Origin of the sequence: Micromonospora sp. LOL_025, assembly GCF_048060285.1 — a bacterium.
Classification (GTDB): domain Bacteria; phylum Actinomycetota; class Actinomycetes; order Mycobacteriales; family Micromonosporaceae; genus Micromonospora.
Genome location: NZ_JBHMIR010000014.1, coordinates 90,275 through 106,979, shown reverse-complemented (window position 1 = coordinate 106,979; position 16,705 = coordinate 90,275). Strand labels below are relative to the sequence as shown.

Genomic DNA, 16,705 nt, shown 5'->3' with positions numbered 1-16,705 from the left:
GGGGGGGGTTTTCGGGGCTAAGCGGGCGGCCGGGTGGGAAGGCTGGTGGGATCGACGGAGGAATCGGCGGAGGGCGGATACGGTGACAGGTCAGCACGAGATCGTCCACATCGGCGGCTACACGGCGCACAGCGGAGGTCGGGCCACCGGCATCGTGGCGGCGCGGCGGGACCCCGGCTCCGGTGAGCTGACCCCGCTCGGCACCGTCGCGGTCACCCCCTCGCCCTCCTTCCTCGCCCGGCACCCGCGGCTGCCCGTGCTCTACGCGGTGAACGAGCTGCCCGACGGGCAGGTCAGCGCCTTCCGCGTCGGGGCCGGCGGCGACCTCGCCCCGCTCGGCACCCGACCCACCGGGGGCGCCGAGCCCTGCCACCTGGCGGTCGTCCCGGACGGCGGCCACCTCGTGGCGGCCAACTACGGCGGCGGCAGCGTGGCGGTGTTCCCGCTCGACCCCGACGGGGTGCCCGGCGAGCGCAGCGACCTGGTGGAGCACGAGGGGCACGGGCCGGACCGGGAGCGCCAGGAGCGCGCGCACGCCCACATGGTGAACCCCGACCCGGGCCAGGGCCCGCTGCTCGCGGTCGACCTGGGCACCGACTCGATCTACCGCTACGACCTGGACGCGGCCTCCGGCCGGCTGGTGCCCCGGGCACCCCGGGTGCGCACGGCCGCCGGCGTCGGTCCCCGGCACCTGGCCCGGCATCCGGACGGGCGGCGCTGCTGGGTGGCGGGGGAGCTGGACGGTTCCGTCACCGCCTACGAGCTGACCGGCGACGGTGCGCTGCACCAGCGGGGCCGCGTCGAGGCCAGCGACCGGCCCGGGCCCGTCCAGCCGTCGGAGATCGCGGTCGGTCCGGACGGACGCTTCCTCTACGTCGCCAACCGGGGGGTGGGCACCGTCGCGGTCTTCGCCGTCGCCGGCGAGCTGCCGGAGCTGGTTGCCGAGGTGGACACGGGCGGGGAGTGGCCGCGGCACTTCGCCCTGGTCGGGGAGCACCTCTACGTCGCCGACGAACGGGCCGACATGATCCGGGTGCTCCGGGTGGACCCGGGCACCGGCGTCCCGGCTCCCGTCGGGGAGCCGGTGGCTGTGGCGAGCCCCACCTGTGTGGTGCCCTGACCAGGCATCATCTCGGCGAGATTGACGCGACGACGCGGCGTGGTCACTCAGCGTAGCAATTTGGCGATCAACTATTTCTCCTGCGTAACTTTCGTCCGAACGGCCCGTGGCAGTCGTCCCGACGGGTCCGCAAGATGGTCACCGTGTCAGCAGGCCGCCATCGCATGCGTACGAATCTTCACGCAGCCACCGCCGCCGCTGCCGTGGGCGTCCTCGCCGTCACGGCCGGCGGCTGGTTCGGCTACCAGCAGCTGGCGCAACCGAACTGCTCGGGGCGGATCGAGCTGTCCGTCGCGGTCGCGGCCGAGCTGGCCCCGGCGGTCGACGCCGCCGCCGCGCGGTGGGTGAAGGACGGCGCCGCGGTGGGCGGCACCTGCATCGCGGTGAACGTCGCGGCGTCCGATCCGGTCGACGTGGCCGCGACGGTCGCCGCCAAGCACGGCGTCACCCTGGCCGGCGTGGGGCAGGCCAGCGGCACGTCGGTCAGCCCGGACGTCTGGGTGCCCGACTCCTCCACCTGGCTGCTGCGGCTCAAGACCGGTGGCGCCACCGCCTTCGAGCCGGGCAACGGGGCGTCCATCGCGCGCAGCCCGGTGGTCGTGGCGATGCCGGAGCCGATCGCCACGCGGCTGGGGTGGCCGCAGAAGAAGTTCAGCTGGACCCAGCTCCTGCAGCAGGTGCAGAGCGACAAGCCGTTGCGCACCGGGATCGTCGAACCGACCCGCGACGCCGCCGGCCTGTCCGGTCTGCTCTCGCTGACGGCCGCCGCCAGCGCCTCCGGCGGCCCCGACGCGGAGAAGGAGAAGGTCGCCGCGCTGCGGGCGCTGGCCACCGACCGCTCGGCGCTGCGGCCGGACCTGCTCGCCCGGTTCCCCACCGCCTCGGATCCCACGACGATCGCGAGCAGCCTCGGTGCGGCCGCGCTCTCGGAAGTGGACGTGATCCAGTACAACAGCAAGAAGCCGCCGGTGCGGCTGGCCGCGCTCTACCTGGAACCGGCGCCCGCGCCGCTGGACTACCCGTACGCGGTGCTGCCCGGCATCGAACCGGCCAAGGCGGCGGCGGCGAGGGTGCTCTACGAGGTGCTCGTCACCGACGACTTCCGTGACCAGTTGGCGAGCCGGTCGCTGCGCGCGCCGGACGGCAACTGGGGCGCGGGCTTCGACGCGCCGCAGGGCGCGCCCAGCCCGGCTGGCGGCGCGCCGGCCCCGCCGGCCAACGGCGGCGGATCGGCTCCGGGCGGGCTCGACCCGCAGGCCATGGAGCGCGCGGTCTCCAGCTGGTCGATCGCCACCCAGTCCGGCCGGATGCTCGCCGTCATCGACGTCTCCGGGTCGATGAAGGAGAAGGTGGCCAACGCCGGCAACGCGACCCGGCAGCAGGTGACCGTCGAGGCGGCCCGGCGGGGGTTGAACCTCTTCGACGACTCCTGGTCGATCGGTCTCTGGACGTTCTCCACCCAGCTGGTGGGCGCCCGCGACCACCGGGAACTGCTCGCCATCGGGCCGCTGTCCCGCCAGCGCGGCAAGCTGGAGCAGTCCCTGGGCTCGATCCGGTCGTCGGACGGCGACACCGGCCTCTACGACACCGTGCTGGCGGCGTACCAGGAGGTGCAGGAGAACTGGGAGCCGGGCCGGGTCAACTCGATCGTGCTTTTCACCGACGGCAAGAACGAGGACTCCGACGGCATCTCGCAGCAGAAGCTGCTGGGCGAGCTGAACAAGATCAAGGATCCGGAGCGGCCGGTGCAGGTCGTGATCATCGGTATCGGCAGCGACGTGAGCAAGGCCGAGCTGAAGTCGATCACCGACGTCACCGGCGGAGGCGCCTTCGTCACTGAGGACCCGACCAAGATCGGCGACATTTTCCTCAAGGCGATCGCGCTGCGCAAGGCCCCGGCCTGAGCCGCAACGCAGCGCGGGGCGGACCCGCCGCACGGGATCCGGTGCCGTGGGCCCTTTCCCCGCAAGGGGTTCCTCGGGGAAAGTAGTGACGGTAATGCGTCCGAAACAATCGGCGAGCGTGGTCGTCGGGGCACGATGTCCTGGTGCCCCTACGGCCGGCCCGCGACCCGGGCCCGGCGTACGGGCCGTCGGCGACCGAAGTGGGGAGGGCCGGTGACCTCAGCGACGCTGTTGACCCCCGCCAGCACGTCGTCGAGACCGGACGAACCACGGCCGGGGCCGGCCCGCACCCGCGAGCGCGCCTACGTCCGCTCGCTGGTGGTGCTGGACACCACCGTCCTGACCGTCGCCGTGCTCGTCGGATACGTGGCCCGGTTCGGCGACGACACCCCCGGCGGCTCGAAGATCCCGTACGTCCTGGTCGCCCCCGGGCTGGTCCTCGCCTGGCTGGTCTCGCTGCGGGTGCTGCGCTGCTACGACGACCGCGTCCTCGGCTACGGCGCCGACGAGTACCGGCGGGTCGGCACCGCCAGCCTGCGCCTCGCCGGCGGCATCGCGATCGCCGGCTACATCGCCGACGTGGGCGTCTCCCGGGGATTCCTCGGCATCTCGTTCGCCGTCGGCATGCTCGGCCTGGAGCTGGCCCGGTTCGCCGCCCGCAAACGGCTGCACCGGGCGCGCTCCGAGGGCGCCGGCTGGTCACGCAAGGTGCTGGTGGTCGGCGACACCGCGCACGTGCTGGAGCTGGTGCACACCCTGCGGCGCGAGCCGTACGCGGGCTACCAGGTGGTCGGCGCCTGCATCCCGGACGCGCTGCTCGCCCCGGTCGCGCAGCGGCTGGGCGACGTGCCGGTGGTCGGGTCGTTCCGGGGCATCCCCGAGGCGGCCACCGCCATCGGCGCGGACACCGTCGCGGTGACCGCCTCCGGCGAGCTGACCGCCACCCGCCTGCGCCGGCTCGGCTGGCAGCTGGAGGGCACCGGCATCGACCTGGTGGTGGCCCCGGCGCTGACCGACGTCGCCGGCCCGCGCATCCACACCCGGCCGGTCGCCGGCCTGCCGCTGATCCACGTCGAGGCGCCCGAGTTCCGGGGGGCCCGCAAGCTGGTCAAGGGCTTCGTCGACCGGGCCGTCTCGTCGGTGGCCCTGACACTGCTGCTGCCGCTGCTGGCCGTCGTCGCGCTGGCGATCAAGGTCGACAGCCGGGGGCCGGTGCTGTTCCGGCAGATCCGGGTCGGGCAGGGCGGGCGGGAGTTCGGCGTCTACAAGTTCCGCACGATGGTGGTCAACGCCGACGCCCTGCTGGCCGCGCTGGCCGCCCGCAACGAGACCGACGGCCTGATGTTCAAGATGCGCGACGACCCGCGGGTGACCCGGATCGGGCGGCTGCTGCGCAAGTGGTCGCTGGACGAGCTGCCGCAGCTGGTCAACGTCCTGCTCGGGCACATGAGCCTGGTCGGCCCCCGCCCGCCGCTGCCCTCGGAGGTGGCCCGCTACGACGGCGACGTGGCCCGCCGGCTGCTGGTCAAGCCGGGCATGACCGGGCTCTGGCAGGTCAGCGGCCGCTCCGACCTGAGCTGGGAGGACGGCATCCGGCTCGACCTCTACTACGTGGAGAACTGGTCGCTCGCGGCCGACCTGACGATCCTCTGGAAGACCTTCGGCGCGGTGGTCAACAGCCGCGGGGCGTACTGAGCGCCGCGCATCGCCTTCCGCCCGCCGTCGCCGGCCGGACGCTCAGTCCTTCGGGCCCGTCCAGTCCAGGCACACCACCACCGCGTCGTCGGTCAGGTCGCCGGCGACGAACGCGCGCAGGTCGCCGATCAGCGAGCGGACGGCGTCCAGCGGCTCCATCGGTCCGGTTCGGCGCAGGAACCGGTCGAGCGCGGTCTCGCCGTAGCGGACGTCCTGCCCGGTGGCGTCGATGACGCCGTCGCTGACCACGAAGAGCCGGTCGTCGCGGCACAGCTCGAAGCGCTGCTCCCGGTAGTCGGTGGCCTCGAACATGCCGAGCGGGAACTGCGCCTCCAGCGGCAGCTCCCGGACCTGCCCGTCACGCAGCAGCACGAGGCGGGGCGACCCGGCGTCGACCACGGTGAGCAGCCCCGAGCGCAGGTCCAGCTCCATCAGCAACGCCGCGAGGTGCTGCTCTCCCCGGTGCAGGTCGTAGATCGCCTGGTCGGCGAGGGCCGCCTGGTCGGCGAGGCCGAGCCCGGACCGGCGGGCGTTGCGCAGCGCGTGGGTGGCGAGCGAGGTGAGCATCGCGGCGGCCACCCCCTCGCCCGTGCCGTTGATGGTCGCCAACCAGACCCGGCTGCCGTCGTCGGACCAGTCGAAGCTGTCGCCGCGCACCGCGTACGCCGGTTCCAGCTGTCCGGCGAGGCGGAACGACGGGCGGGTCCGGCTGCGGCCCGGGAGCATCTCCCACTGCATCTCGGCGGCGAGGGTGAGCCGCCTGCTACGCCGCGCGGACCGGTACACGTCCGTGCCCGGGGTGACCGCGGCGATCTCGTGGGCGAGCGCGGTGGCGATCTCCGTCAGCTCGTCGAGCGCGGCCGGGCGGGCCGGCGCGGGGGTCACCACCAGTACGCCGCGGCGTTCCCCTCGCATGGACACCGGGAGGTACCCGGTGCCGTCGGCGACGATCGGGGCCTGGTGGTCGAAGCAGCGCCAGGCGGGGTGCCCCGGCGCGGTGACGGGCTCGTCGCCGACGAGCGGCAGCAGCGCCGCCAGCCGGTAGTCGACCTGGAGCAGTTCCACCCGGGCGACCCCGTAGCCCGCGGCCAGGACGTCGGCGATCCGGTCCAGCAGCAGGTCGGCGGGCGCCTCGTTGAGGACCTGCCGTGCCCGGTTGACCGGTTCGCTCATCATCACTCCCTCGTCACGAGCCCAGACATGTGGATTCGGAGTAGTCTCGGGCCCACCATGGCGGATGTGCACGGTCCCTCCGGACCCGAGACGAGTATGGCCGTCGAGCTCGACGCGGTGGCCGACGCCCTGCTGACGGTCTGGGAGGCCGCGCGGGAGCGGACGACCAGTCGCGTCTCCGGCGCGCAGTTGCGCGCGATCATGCTGGTCGAGCAGCACGAGGGGATCAACCTACGCGGCCTGGCCACCGGGCTCGACATGCTGCTCTCCTCCGCCAGCCGGCTCTGCGACCGCCTGGTGGCGGCGGGCATGCTGGAACGGGAGCCCGGCCGGTTCGACCGGCGGGAGATCTCGCTGCACCTCACCCCGGAGTCCCGCCGGCTCCTCGCCGAGCTGCGGGACGACCGGCGTCAGCAGCTCGCGGCGATCCTCGCCGACATGACCGACGAGGGGCGGCGGGCCCTGTTGCGGGGCATGCGGGAGTTCGACGAGGCGGCGCGGCACCGGAACGCCTCCGTGCAGTCCGTCGAGGCCGCCGGCCCCTGGCCGGCAGTGCCGTGCGAGCGCCCGGTCGGTCTACCGACGCAGGAGCGGCCGGGGGACGGCCCGCGGGTGGCCAGGTCGGCCTGACCCGGGCGCAGGGAGCACGCGTTCCCGCGTCGACGGGGTCCGGCGCGCGCCGGCGGCGACGGTTCGGCCGGTCAGGGGGGGTGCCGCCGCGACGGCCAGCATCGCGATGTCGTCCTGACTCTGCCCGTCCAGCCACTCGTCGACGGACCCGAGGAGCCGGTCGACCAGCGCGGCCGGGGCCAGCCCGGCGGCCGAGGCCAGCGCCGCGCGCAGCCGTTCCTCGCCGAACATCTCCTGGCCGCCGGGGCCGCCGCGGGCCTCCACCACCCCGTCGGTGTACGCGAGCAGCAGCTCGCCCGGGACGAGGCGGAGTTCGGCCTCGGCGAACCGGGCGGCGGCGAGCGCGCCCACGGGCATCCCGCCGACCGCGACGGGGGCGACCCCACCGTCGGCCCGGAGCAGCAGCGGGGACGGGTGGCCGCCGCCGGCGATCCGGACGGTGCACCCGCCGTCGGGCGCGGCGTCGAGGGTGCCGAGCAGCAGGGTGGTGAACTGGCTGCGGCGGGCCGCGTCCGGGGCGTCGAAGAGCGCCTGGTTGAGCAGCCGCATCAACTCCAGCGGCCGTTGCTCGACCAGGCGCAGGGTCCGCAGGGACTGGCGGACCCGCCCGGTGAGGACGGCCGCGCCGACACCCTTGCCGGCCACGTCCCCGAGGGCGAAGATCGCGCCCCCGGGGATGGGGAATACATCGTAGAAGTCGCCGCCGATGCGCAGCCGGTCGCCGGCCGCCCGGTACCCGCCGGCGAGCGTGGCGCCCGGCACGGCCGGCAGGACGGGCGGGAGCAGGCTGTTCTGCAACACCCGGGCCAGGTGGACCTGTTCGCCGTAGAGCTCGGCGGCGCCGAGGGCCGCGCCCGCGCGGGCGGCGAACTCCCGGGCCAGCTCGACGTCGCGCCGGGCGAAGCCGGCCCGCCCGGCGCGGCGGACCAGCACCAGGGCGCCGGTGGTGCGTCCGGCGCCCCGCATGGGACTGACCAGCACGGTGCCGGGTCGGCCGAAGCCGGGCGGAAGCACCGTGGACAGGGCGGCCGTCTCCCCGTCCGGCCACGGGGTAGGGCCGACCGCGTGCCCGGCCAGCGCCTCGGCCAGGCCGGGCAGCGAGCCGGTCAGGGACCAGGTCGCCACCCCGGTCACCGGGGCCGGGTCGACCCCGTCGTACCGGATCCAGTGCGGCTGGCCCTGCGCGGGCGGGGGCGCCAGGTCGACCACCATGGCCAGGTCGGCCAGGTAGGGCACGGGCAGGGTCGTGGTGGTCCGCAGCGTCTGCTCGCGCTGGAGGGACAGCCCGAGGCGGCTGCCGGCCTGGGCGAGGAACGTCGTCCGGGACCGCTCGACGCTCAGCGCCTCGGCGCGCGAGTGTTCCTCGGTGACGTCCCGCACATACCAGGCGTGCCGCCCGTCGGCCAGGTCGCGTCGTACGCCGCGCAGCCGGCGACCGCCGTGTTCGGTGTCGAAGCTGTCCGCCCCGGCCCCCACCGACCGGGCCATGGCCGGTATCGGACAGTTGTGCAGGTCCGTGCCGGGCACGACCTCGGGGAGGAGCGCGGTCGCCATCGCGTTGACCAGGGTCACCAGCCCCGCCCGGTCGGCGGTCACGACCGCCTCGGTGAGCCCGTCGAGCACCTCCCGGGTGAGGGGCGTGCGGGGTCGGGGGAGAGGCCGGAGCGGGAGCGGGCGGGCTGCCCGCCGTCGGCCGGGCCCGTGTTACCGCCCCCGGGAGCGGCGGTCACCGCCGCTCGCCGGGCGCCCCGGTCTGTCGACCTGTGCGCATGCTGGTCGTGCACTCCTCGGATGGGGGTCGTTGCCTCGGGGCAAGCGTACCGAGGCGCAGTTGCGCGGCCATCGGTGGAATCCCGGCTCAGGCCGGGCGGGCCAGCCAGCCGGCCGGGCGAGCCAGGATCCGGCGTACCACCGAACCGGCCCCGCCGACGGCCGCGGCGGCGGCGCCGAGGGCCGCCGGGCGGACGGTGACCGGGGACCACGCGGCGGTGAGCACCCGCCGGGAGATCTCGGTGAGCACCGGCGGGCGCAGCCACGGCGCCAGCGGGGCGTACCCGCCGCCGAGCACCACGGTGTCCAGGTCCAGCAGGTTCACCACGCCGGCGACGGCGACCCCCAGGGCGGTTCCGGCCCCGGCCAGGGCCCGCAGCGCGCCGGGGTCGCCGGCCCCGGCCAGCTCGGCCAGCCGGGTCGTCGCGGTGTCCGCCGGAAGGTCCGCGCCGGCGAGGCCGGCCGCGGCGAGGATCGCCTCCTGCCCGGTGTACGTCTCCAGGCAGCCGCGCCCGCCGCACCGGCAGGGCGGTCCGTCGGGCCGGATCGGGAGGTGACCGATCTCCCCGCTCCAGCCGCGCGCGCCCCGGTACAGGGATCCGTCGAGCACGATTCCGGCGCCGATGCCGACCTCGCCGGAGATGTGCAGGAAGCTGGCCCGGCCGGTCGGCCCGGCGTGCAACTCGGCCAGCGCGGCGAGGTTGGCCTCGTTGTCGACCACCAGTGGCGGTACGCCGTCGACGTGCGCGGTCAGCGGGGTACCCCCGCCGAGCAGCGCGGGGACGGGCACGTCGCGCCAGCCGAGGTTCGGCGCGAGCCGGACCAGGCCGGCGTCGTCGACCAGGCCGGGCACCGCGAGGGCCGCGCCGACCAGGGTGAGCCCCTCGCGGGTGGCGTCGGCGCGGGCGTGGGCGGCCAGGTCGGCCAGCCGGGCGAGCGCCTCGGCGGGGGAGACGGGCCGCAGGTCGGCGCGGTGCACGGTGTGGTGGCGGACCCGGCCGGCGAGGTCGACCACGCAGGCGGCCAGGTAGTCGACGTTGACCTCCAGGCCGAGCCCGGCCGGGCCGTCCGTGGCGAGCACCAGGCCCCGCGAGGGCCGTCCCGCGCCGGTCCGGGGCGTCGGCTCCGACTCGGCGACCAACCGGCCGGCGCGCAGGTCCTCCACCACGGCCGAGACGGTGGCCCTGGTGAGGCCGGTGCCGGCGGCCAGCTCGGCCCGGGAGGGCGGGCGGTCGGCGGCGGCGATCCGGCCGAGCACCACGGCGAGGTTCCACTCGCGCAGGCTGCCCTGCCGCACCGGTCCGGGCGGGGCGTCGGGGCGGGTCACCCCTTGACACTGCCACAGGCCGACCAAATAATTCAACCACTGAACAAATAGCGGACGACACCTCGGAGGTCTGCCATGGCACCCCGTCCCACCCCCGCCGACAAGTTCTCCTTCGGCCTCTGGACGGTGGGCTGGCAGGCCCGCGACCCGTTCGGCGACGCCACCCGTCCCGAGCTGGACCCGGTCGAGGCGGTGCACCGGCTCGCCGAGCTGGGGGCGTACGGGATCACGTTCCACGACGACGACCTGGTGCCCTTCGGCGCGGACGCCGCCGATCGCGACCGGCACGTGGCCCGCTTCCGCAAGGCGCTCGACGAGACCGGCCTGGTGGTCCCGATGGTGACCACCAACCTCTTCACCCACCCGGTCTTCAAGGACGGCGGCTTCACCAGCAACGACCGCGACGTCCGGCGGTACGCGCTGCGCAAGGTGCTGCGCAACGTCGACCTCGCCGCGGAGCTCGGTGCCCGCACCTTCGTGATGTGGGGCGGCCGGGAGGGCGCCGAGTACGACCTCGCCAAGGATGTCCGGGCCGCGCTGGACCGCTACCGGGAGGCCGTCGACCTGCTCTGCCAGTACGTCGTCGACTCCGGCTACGACCTGCGCTTCGCCATCGAGCCCAAGCCGAACGAGCCGCGCGGCGACATCCTCCTGCCCACCGTCGGGCACGCCCTGGCCTTCATCTCCACCCTGGCCCGCCCCGAGCTGGTCGGGCTCAACCCGGAGGTGGGGCACGAGCAGATGGCCGGCCTGAACTTCGCCCACGGCATCGCCCAGGCGCTCTGGCAGGGCAAGCTGTTCCACATCGACCTCAACGGCCAGCGCGGCGTCAAGTACGACCAGGACCTCGTCTTCGGCCACGGCGACCTGCTGAACGCGTTCGCCCTGGTCGACCTGCTCGAGCACGGCGGCCCCGGCGGGGTGCCCGCCTACGACGGCCCCCGGCACTTCGACTACAAGCCCTCGCGCACCGAGGACATGACCGGCGTCTGGGCGTCGGCGGAGGCGAACATGCGCACCTACCTCCTGCTCAAGGAGCGGGCGGCGGCGTTCCGGGCGGACCCGGAGGTCGCCGAGGCGCTGGCCGCGAGCCGGGTGGCCGACCTGGGCACGCCGACGCTGGCACCGGGAGAGGGCTACGCCGACCTGCTCGCCGACCGTTCCGCGTTCGAGGAGTTCGACGTCGACACCGCTGCCGCGAAGGGCTTCGGCTTCGTCCGGCTCAACCAGCTCGCCGTCGAGCACCTGCTCGGCGCCCGCTGAGGCCGCGGCGATGCCGATCGTCGCGGGGGTCGACTCCTCGACCCAGTCCTGCAAGGTGGTCGTCCGGGACGCGGAGACGGGCGCCCTGCTCCGGCAGGGCCGGGCGCCGCACCCGGACGGCACCGAGGTCGACCCGGCGGCGTGGTGGGCCGCGCTGGGCGCGGCGGTCGACGCGGCCGGCGGGCTGGCCGACGTGGCGGCGGTCTCCGTCGCCGGCCAGCAGCACGGCATGGTCTGCCTCGACGAGGCGGGCGACGTGGTCCGGCCCGCGCTGCTGTGGAACGACACCCGCTCCGCCGGGGCCGCCGCCGAGCTGGTGGAGGAGGCCGGCGGCGGGGAGACCGGCCGCCGTTTCTGGGCGGAGGCGGTGGGCAGCGTGCCGGTCGCCAGCTTCACCGCCACGAAGCTGCGCTGGCTGGCCCGGCACGAGCCGGAGCGCGCGGCCCGGGTGGCGGCGGTCTGCCTGCCGCATGACTGGCTGACCTGGCGGCTGGCCGGCGCGCCGGGACTGGCGGCGCTGCGCACCGACCGGGGCGACGCCAGCGGCACCGGCTACTGGTCCCCGGCCACCGGCGACTACCGCCTCGACCTGCTGGAGCGGGCGTTCGGCCGGCGGCCGCACGTGCCGACCGTGCTCGGCCCGGCGGAGCCGGCCGGCGCCGTACGCCCCGACGCCCTGCGGGGCCTGCCCGCCGGCGGGGCGGTGCTCGGCCCCGGCAGCGGGGACAACGCCGCCGCCGCGCTCGGCGTCGGCGCGGGCCCGGGCGACGTGGTCGTCTCGATCGGCACCTCCGGCACCGTGTTCAGCGTCGCCGACACCCCGGCCGCCGACCCGAGCGGCACGGTCGCCGGCTTCGCCGACGCCACCGGCCGCTTCCTGCCCCTGGTCTGCACGCTCAACGCGGCCCGCGTGCTCGACGCCGCCGCGTCGATGCTCCGGGTCGACCTGGACGAGTTGGCCGCCCTGGCGCTCTCCGCCCCCGCCGGCGCGGACGGGCTGGTCATGGTGCCCTACCTGGAGGGTGAGCGGACGCCCGACCGGCCGCTGGCGTCCGGGGCCGTGCACGGGCTGACCCTGCGCACCTCGACGGCGCCCCACCTGGCGCGCGCCGCCGTCGAGGGGCTGCTCTGCGCCCTCGCCGACGGCCTCGACGCGCTCACCTCCCAGGGCGCCACGGTGCGCCGGGTGATCCTGGTCGGCGGCGGCGCCCGCTCGGCGGCCGTACGGCGGATCGCGCCGCAGGTCCTCGGGGTGCCGGTGGTCGTCCCGCCGCCCGGCGAGTACGTCGCCGACGGCGCCGCGCGCCAGGCCGCCTGGGTCGCCCTGGGCGGCGCGGCGCCCCCCACCTGGTCCGTCCACGGCACCGAGGAGTACGCCGCCGCCCCGGTCCCCGCCATCCGGGAGCGGTACGCCGCCGCCCGCGGGCACTTCCTCGACCGGGTCGACGCCGTGGTGGGGTAAACGACTGTACGGGCGCGCTCCGGCTCGCGATCATCGACGGATGCGAACCACCCCCGAAGCGGACGAGGCGCCCGGCACCGGCATTCCCTCGATGCTCCAGTACGACGACGCGGACACCCCCTGCGACGTCATCGACGCGCTCGTCCTGGCGGACTTCGTCACCGGCCGGCACCCGTGGTCGCACACCGTCCGGCTCTCCCGGGTGCGCCCCGACGCGCCGCTGACCGCCCCGGACGGGCGGCTGCTGCGCACGGCGGTGGAGAACCGGCAGAAATCCCGCCTGCTGGCCGGCGACGGCTGGACGGCCCGGGTGGTCACCTGGAAGGGGCGCGGCGCGGAGGTGACGGTCACGGCGGTCTCCGAGGAGGTGGGCCGCTCGACCCTCGACCGGATCGTCGACGGTGCCGCCGAACCGGAGGATCCGGGCGCCGGCCGGATCGGCTTCTGGCACCAGAACCCCCGGCGGGGCAGCCAGCGCGACGTACGCGCCATCGCCGCGCCGGAGTGGTCGGCGATCCGGCCGAACTACGCCGCTGCGGCCCGCGGCGCGCTCGACGAGCTGATGGCGACCACCCCGGAGCGCCTCTCCGGCCGGCTGGTGCTGCTGCACGGGGCGCCCGGGACGGGAAAGACCACCGCGCTGCGCGCCCTCGCCCGCCAGTGGCACGACTGGTGCCAGGTCGACGCCGTGCTCGACCCGGACGTGCTCTTCGCGGACACGGCGTACCTGTCCGAGGTGGCGGTCGGGGACGAGGACGGTGAGCAGGGGACGGGCCGCCGGTGGCGGCTGCTCATCCTGGAGGACTGCGACGAGCTGATCCGGGGCGAGGCGAAGCAGGCCGCCGGGCAGGCCCTGTCCCGGCTGCTCAACCTGACCGACGGGCTGCTCGGGCAGGGGCGCGACGTGCTGGTCGCGATCACCACGAACGAGGACCTGTCCCGGCTGCACCCGGCGGTGGTCCGCCCGGGGCGCTGCCTGGCCCGGATCGAGGTGGGCCCGCTGTCGTACGAGGAGGCGACCGGGTGGCTGGGCACGGCGGCGGGGGTGCCGCCCCAGGGCGCCACCCTCGCCGAGCTGTACGCGCTGCGGGCGGGCACGCCGGCCACGCCCGCCGCCCCGCCCGCGATCGGCGGCTACCTCTGAGCGCCCCGGCGAGCCCGCGCGTCGTCACCCGCTCGTGACCTGATCCTGGTTGGCTGCCGCACATGACCTTGACCAGGGGCGGGCCGGCGCGGGCCCGGGGCGGGACGCCCGGGCACCGGTTCTACAGCGTCGTGGTCTTCGTGCTGCTCGCCTCGCTGGACAACGTGGCGATCGGTCTGGTGCCCCCGCTGTACGGGCCCATCTCCACCGCCTTCGACGTGCCGCAGCGGCTGCTCGGCCTGGTCACCGCCGTGAGCTTCCTGGCCAGCGCGGTGGCGGCGGTGGGCTGGGCGTACGTGGGCGACCGCGCGAACCGCAAGCCGCTGCTGATGGTCGGCACCCTGATCTGGGCGCTCGGCACGGGCGGCAGCGCGGTCGCGGTGAACTATCCCGCCTTCCTGGCCGCGCAGATCCTGGCGGCGGTCGGGCTGGGCGCGGTCGGGTCGGTCGGCTTCTCGGTCGTCACCGACCTGATCTCGCCCCGCCGCCGGGGGCTGGTGATGAGCTTCTGGGGGCTGTCCCAGGGCGTCGGCACGCTGGCCGGCACGCTGGTCGGCGGGCTGCTCGGGGCGGCCGACTGGCGACGGCCGTTCCTGCTGCTGACCGTGGTCGGCATCGCGGCGACCCTCGCCTACCTGTTCACCTACGACATCCGGCGCGGGCAGAGCGAGCCGGAACTGGCCGACGCGCTCGCCACCGGCGCCGATTACGACTACCGGATCAGCCGGGCGGACCTGCCGAGGATCCTCAGCCGGCGGACGAACCGCTGGCTGATCCTCCAGGGGCTCACCGCCCAGGCGGCCTTCGGGTCGCTGGTCTGGCTGCCGGTGCTCTTCGCCGAGCGGGCCGAGGACCAGGGCTACTCCGCCGCCACCGCCGTCATCGTGGGCAGCGTCTTCGCCACGCTGTTCCAGCTCGGCGGGGTGCTCTCCATCGTGGGCGGGCTGGTCGGCGACGCGCTGCAACGGCGTACGCCCCGGGGCCGGGCGCTGGTGGCGGCGGTCGGCATCCTCGCGGCGCTGCCGTTCTACCTGGTGCTCTTCTTCGTGCCGGTCCGCATCGACGTGCCGGACGGCGCCGGCGCCGGTTCGGTGGTGCGGGCGGTGCTGGGCAGCGTGTTCACCGAGCCGACGGTCGGGCTGAGCCTGCTCACCGCCGTGGTGGCGCTGGCGCTCACCTCGGCCAACTCGCCGAACTGGTTCGCCCTCATCGCCGACGTCAACCCGCCCGAGCACCGGGGCACCGTCTACAGCCTCGGCAACCTGGTCAACGGCGTCGGCCGGGCGGCCGGCAACGGGCTGGTCGGGGTGGCCTTCCACGGCCTGCGGGCGGCCTTCCCGCCGCCGCTGAACTACGCCGTCGGGCTGGCGGCCTTCCAGCTCTTCTTCATCCCGACGGGCGTCATGTACTGGCTGGCCTCGCGGACCTCGCCGGGTGACATCGCCGACGTCCGGGACCTGCTGCACGACCGCGCCGAGCGCCTGTAGGAAGGGGCCCCTCGGCAGGCGCGGCGCCGCCGAGGGACCCCTGCCGCGTCAGGCGGGGCGGACCCAGACGGTCACGTCGGTGGGCACGGCGCCGTCGGCGTCCAGCGGGGCGCTGGCGTGCACCAGCTCGGACCCGGCGGGCAGCGGCACGGCGGCGTCGCCGAAGTTGGCCAGTACGGTCAGCGCGCCGTTGCGGAACGAGAGCACCTCGTCGCCGGAGGCGAGCCACTCCAGGGTGCCCTCGCCGAGTCGGTGCTCGCGGCGCAGCCGCAGGGCCGTCCGGTACAGCTCGTACGTCGAGCCGGGCGTGTCGCGCTGCCGGTCCAGGGCGTACTCCGCCCAGAGCGACGGCTGGGGCAGCCAGCTCGCGTCGGTCGGCCCGAAGCCGTACGACGGGGCGTCGGCCTCCCACGGGATCGGCACCCGACAGCCGTCCCGACCCCGCTCGGTGTGCCCGCTGCGCGCCCAGGTCGGGTCCTGCCGGGCCTCGTCGGGCATCGTGGTGTGCTCCGGCAGGCCCAGCTCCTCGCCCTGGTAGAGGTAGGCCGAGCCGGGCAGGGCGAGCATCAGCAGCGTGGCCGCCCGGGCCCGGCGCAGGCCGAGCGCGGTGTCCGGCTGCGGGTCGCCGATGCCGATGCCGTTGGGCCGTTTGCCGGTGATCGGCAGCCCCAACCGGGAGGCGTGCCGGACCACGTCGTGGTTGGACAGCACCCAGGTGGTCGGGGCGCCGACGGAGTCGGTGGCCTCCAGCGAGCGGGTGATCACGGCGTACTGGGCCGGGGCGGTCCACGCGGCCAGCAGGTACTCGAAGTTGAACGCCTGGTGCATCTCGTCCGGGCGGACGTAGCGGGCCAGCCGCTCGGCCGGCTCGACCCACGCCTCGGCGACCAGGATCCGCTCGTCCGGGTAGCCGTCCAGTACGCGCCGCCAGTCCCGGTAGATCTCGTGCACGCCCTCCTGGTCCCACATCGGCGGGCGCGGCTTGTCGATCTCCTGACCGGAGAGGATCTCCTGCGGCTCCTGCCAGTCGGCCAGGTCGGCCTGCTTGATCAGGCCGTGCGCCACGTCGACGCGGAAGCCGTCGACGCCGCGGTCCAGCCAGAACCGGAGCACCTCCAGGAACTCCTCGCGGACCTCGGGGTTGTCCCAGTTGAGGTCGGGCTGACCGGAGTCGAACAGGTGCAGGTACCACTGGCCGGGGCGGCCGTCGGCCTCGGTGACGCGGGTCCAGGCCGGCCCGCCGAAGACGCTCTGCCAGTCGTTCGGGGGCTGCGCGCCGTCCGGCCCCCGGCCGTCGCGGAAGATGTAGCGGTCGCGCTCCGGGCTGCCGGGGGCGGCGGCGAGCGCCGCGGCGAACCACCGGTGTGCCGACGACGTGTGGTTGGGCACCAGGTCGACGATGACCCGCAGCCCGCGCGAGTGCGCCTCGGTGATCAACCGGTCGGCGTCGGCGAGGGTGCCGAAGAGCGGGTCCACGTCGCGGTAGTCGGCCACGTCGTACCCGGCGTCGGCCTGCGGGGAGGGGTAGAACGGCGACAGCCAGAGCGCGTCCACGCCCAGTTCCACGAGGTGGTCCAGGCGGGCGGTGATGCCGGGCAGGTCACCGATCCCGTCGCCGTCGGAGTCGGCGAAGGAGCGCGGATAGACCTGGTAGATGGTGGCCCTGGTCCACCAACCGGTGGCCGGGCCGGCGGGCGTGTCCTGGTGCGTCGGGTTGCTGTTCAGGGCCT

12 protein-coding genes are annotated in these 16,705 nt (G+C 75.2%); 8 read left to right on the top strand and 4 right to left on the bottom strand.

The window, feature by feature from the left end:
* Positions 1-82: 82 nt before the first annotated feature.
* From ACFHW0_RS18755 to ACFHW0_RS18745, 3 genes are all read left to right on the top strand, one after another.
* Positions 83-1,120, top strand: a complete 1,038-nt coding sequence (locus ACFHW0_RS18755) for a lactonase family protein (RefSeq protein WP_416609324.1) — start codon at positions 83-85, stop codon at positions 1,118-1,120.
* 143 nt (positions 1,121-1,263) lie between these two features.
* The gene (locus ACFHW0_RS18750) at positions 1,264-3,024 is read left to right on the top strand and encodes a VWA domain-containing protein (protein WP_416609322.1); all 1,761 of its coding nucleotides are present in this window, start codon (positions 1,264-1,266) and stop codon (positions 3,022-3,024) included.
* Between the two features lie 213 nt (positions 3,025-3,237).
* Positions 3,238-4,719 carry a sugar transferase gene (locus ACFHW0_RS18745; protein WP_416609320.1) on the top strand — a complete coding sequence of 494 codons (1,482 nt, stop codon included), beginning with the start codon at positions 3,238-3,240 and terminating at the stop codon, positions 4,717-4,719.
* Between the two features lie 42 nt (positions 4,720-4,761).
* On the opposite strand, the gene ACFHW0_RS18740 is transcribed toward ACFHW0_RS18745, so the two are convergent.
* Positions 4,762-5,892, bottom strand: coding sequence for a PP2C family protein-serine/threonine phosphatase (locus tag ACFHW0_RS18740; protein WP_416609318.1), 1,131 nt, complete (start codon positions 5,890-5,892; stop codon positions 4,762-4,764).
* Positions 5,893-5,988: 96 nt separating this feature from the next.
* On the opposite strand from ACFHW0_RS18740, the gene ACFHW0_RS18735 reads away from it, so the two are divergent.
* Positions 5,989-6,522: a MarR family winged helix-turn-helix transcriptional regulator gene (locus ACFHW0_RS18735; RefSeq protein WP_416609317.1), complete on the top strand. Its 534-nt coding sequence runs from the start codon at positions 5,989-5,991 to the stop codon at positions 6,520-6,522.
* Here the strand turns inward: ACFHW0_RS18735 and ACFHW0_RS18730 are convergent.
* Positions 6,469-8,145 (bottom strand): PP2C family protein-serine/threonine phosphatase, encoded by a 1,677-nt coding sequence (locus ACFHW0_RS18730; RefSeq protein ID WP_416609315.1) that lies wholly within the window; start codon positions 8,143-8,145, stop codon positions 6,469-6,471. The two genes, ACFHW0_RS18735 and ACFHW0_RS18730, sit on opposite strands and share 54 nt — an antisense overlap.
* A 235-nt stretch (positions 8,146-8,380) precedes the next feature.
* The gene (locus ACFHW0_RS18725) at positions 8,381-9,619 is read right to left on the bottom strand and encodes an ROK family protein (RefSeq protein ID WP_416609313.1); all 1,239 of its coding nucleotides are present in this window, start codon (positions 9,617-9,619) and stop codon (positions 8,381-8,383) included.
* A gap of 75 nt (positions 9,620-9,694) precedes the next feature.
* Here ACFHW0_RS18725 and xylA point away from each other — a divergent pair, with 75 nt between their 5' ends.
* From xylA to ACFHW0_RS18705, 4 genes are all read left to right on the top strand, one after another.
* Positions 9,695-10,882 (top strand): xylose isomerase, encoded by a 1,188-nt coding sequence (xylA, locus tag ACFHW0_RS18720; protein WP_416609311.1) that lies wholly within the window; start codon positions 9,695-9,697, stop codon positions 10,880-10,882.
* A gap of 10 nt (positions 10,883-10,892) precedes the next feature.
* A complete protein-coding gene (xylB, locus tag ACFHW0_RS18715; RefSeq protein WP_416609309.1) occupies positions 10,893-12,344 on the top strand; it encodes a xylulokinase in 1,452 nt (483 codons plus the stop codon).
* 40 nt (positions 12,345-12,384) lie between these two features.
* The gene (locus ACFHW0_RS18710; protein ID WP_416609307.1) at positions 12,385-13,488 is read left to right on the top strand and encodes a DUF5925 domain-containing protein; all 1,104 of its coding nucleotides are present in this window, start codon (positions 12,385-12,387) and stop codon (positions 13,486-13,488) included.
* 62 nt (positions 13,489-13,550) lie between these two features.
* Complete coding sequence (locus ACFHW0_RS18705) at positions 13,551-14,975, top strand: MFS transporter (protein ID WP_416609305.1); 1,425 nt, start codon at positions 13,551-13,553, stop codon at positions 14,973-14,975.
* Positions 14,976-15,023: 48 nt separating this feature from the next.
* On the opposite strand, the gene ACFHW0_RS18700 is transcribed toward ACFHW0_RS18705, so the two are convergent.
* The gene (locus ACFHW0_RS18700) at positions 15,024-16,700 is read right to left on the bottom strand and encodes a glycoside hydrolase family 13 protein (RefSeq protein WP_416609391.1); all 1,677 of its coding nucleotides are present in this window, start codon (positions 16,698-16,700) and stop codon (positions 15,024-15,026) included.
* Positions 16,701-16,705 lie beyond the last annotated feature (5 nt).

Bases quoted from the DNA above. Each gene is read 5' to 3' on its own strand.
- ACFHW0_RS18710 (WP_416609307.1), top strand. From the start codon at position 12,385: ATGCGAACCACCCCCGAAGCGGACGAGGCGCCCGGCACCGGCATTCCC.
- xylB (WP_416609309.1), top strand. From the start codon at position 10,893: ATGCCGATCGTCGCGGGGGTCGACTCCTCGACCCAGTCCTGCAAGGTG.
- ACFHW0_RS18735 (WP_416609317.1), top strand. From the start codon at position 5,989: ATGGCCGTCGAGCTCGACGCGGTGGCCGACGCCCTGCTGACGGTCTGG.
- xylA (WP_416609311.1), top strand. From the start codon at position 9,695: ATGGCACCCCGTCCCACCCCCGCCGACAAGTTCTCCTTCGGCCTCTGG.
- ACFHW0_RS18705 (WP_416609305.1), top strand. From the start codon at position 13,551: ATGACCTTGACCAGGGGCGGGCCGGCGCGGGCCCGGGGCGGGACGCCC.
- ACFHW0_RS18740 (WP_416609318.1), bottom strand. From the start codon at position 5,892: ATGAGCGAACCGGTCAACCGGGCACGGCAGGTCCTCAACGAGGCGCCC.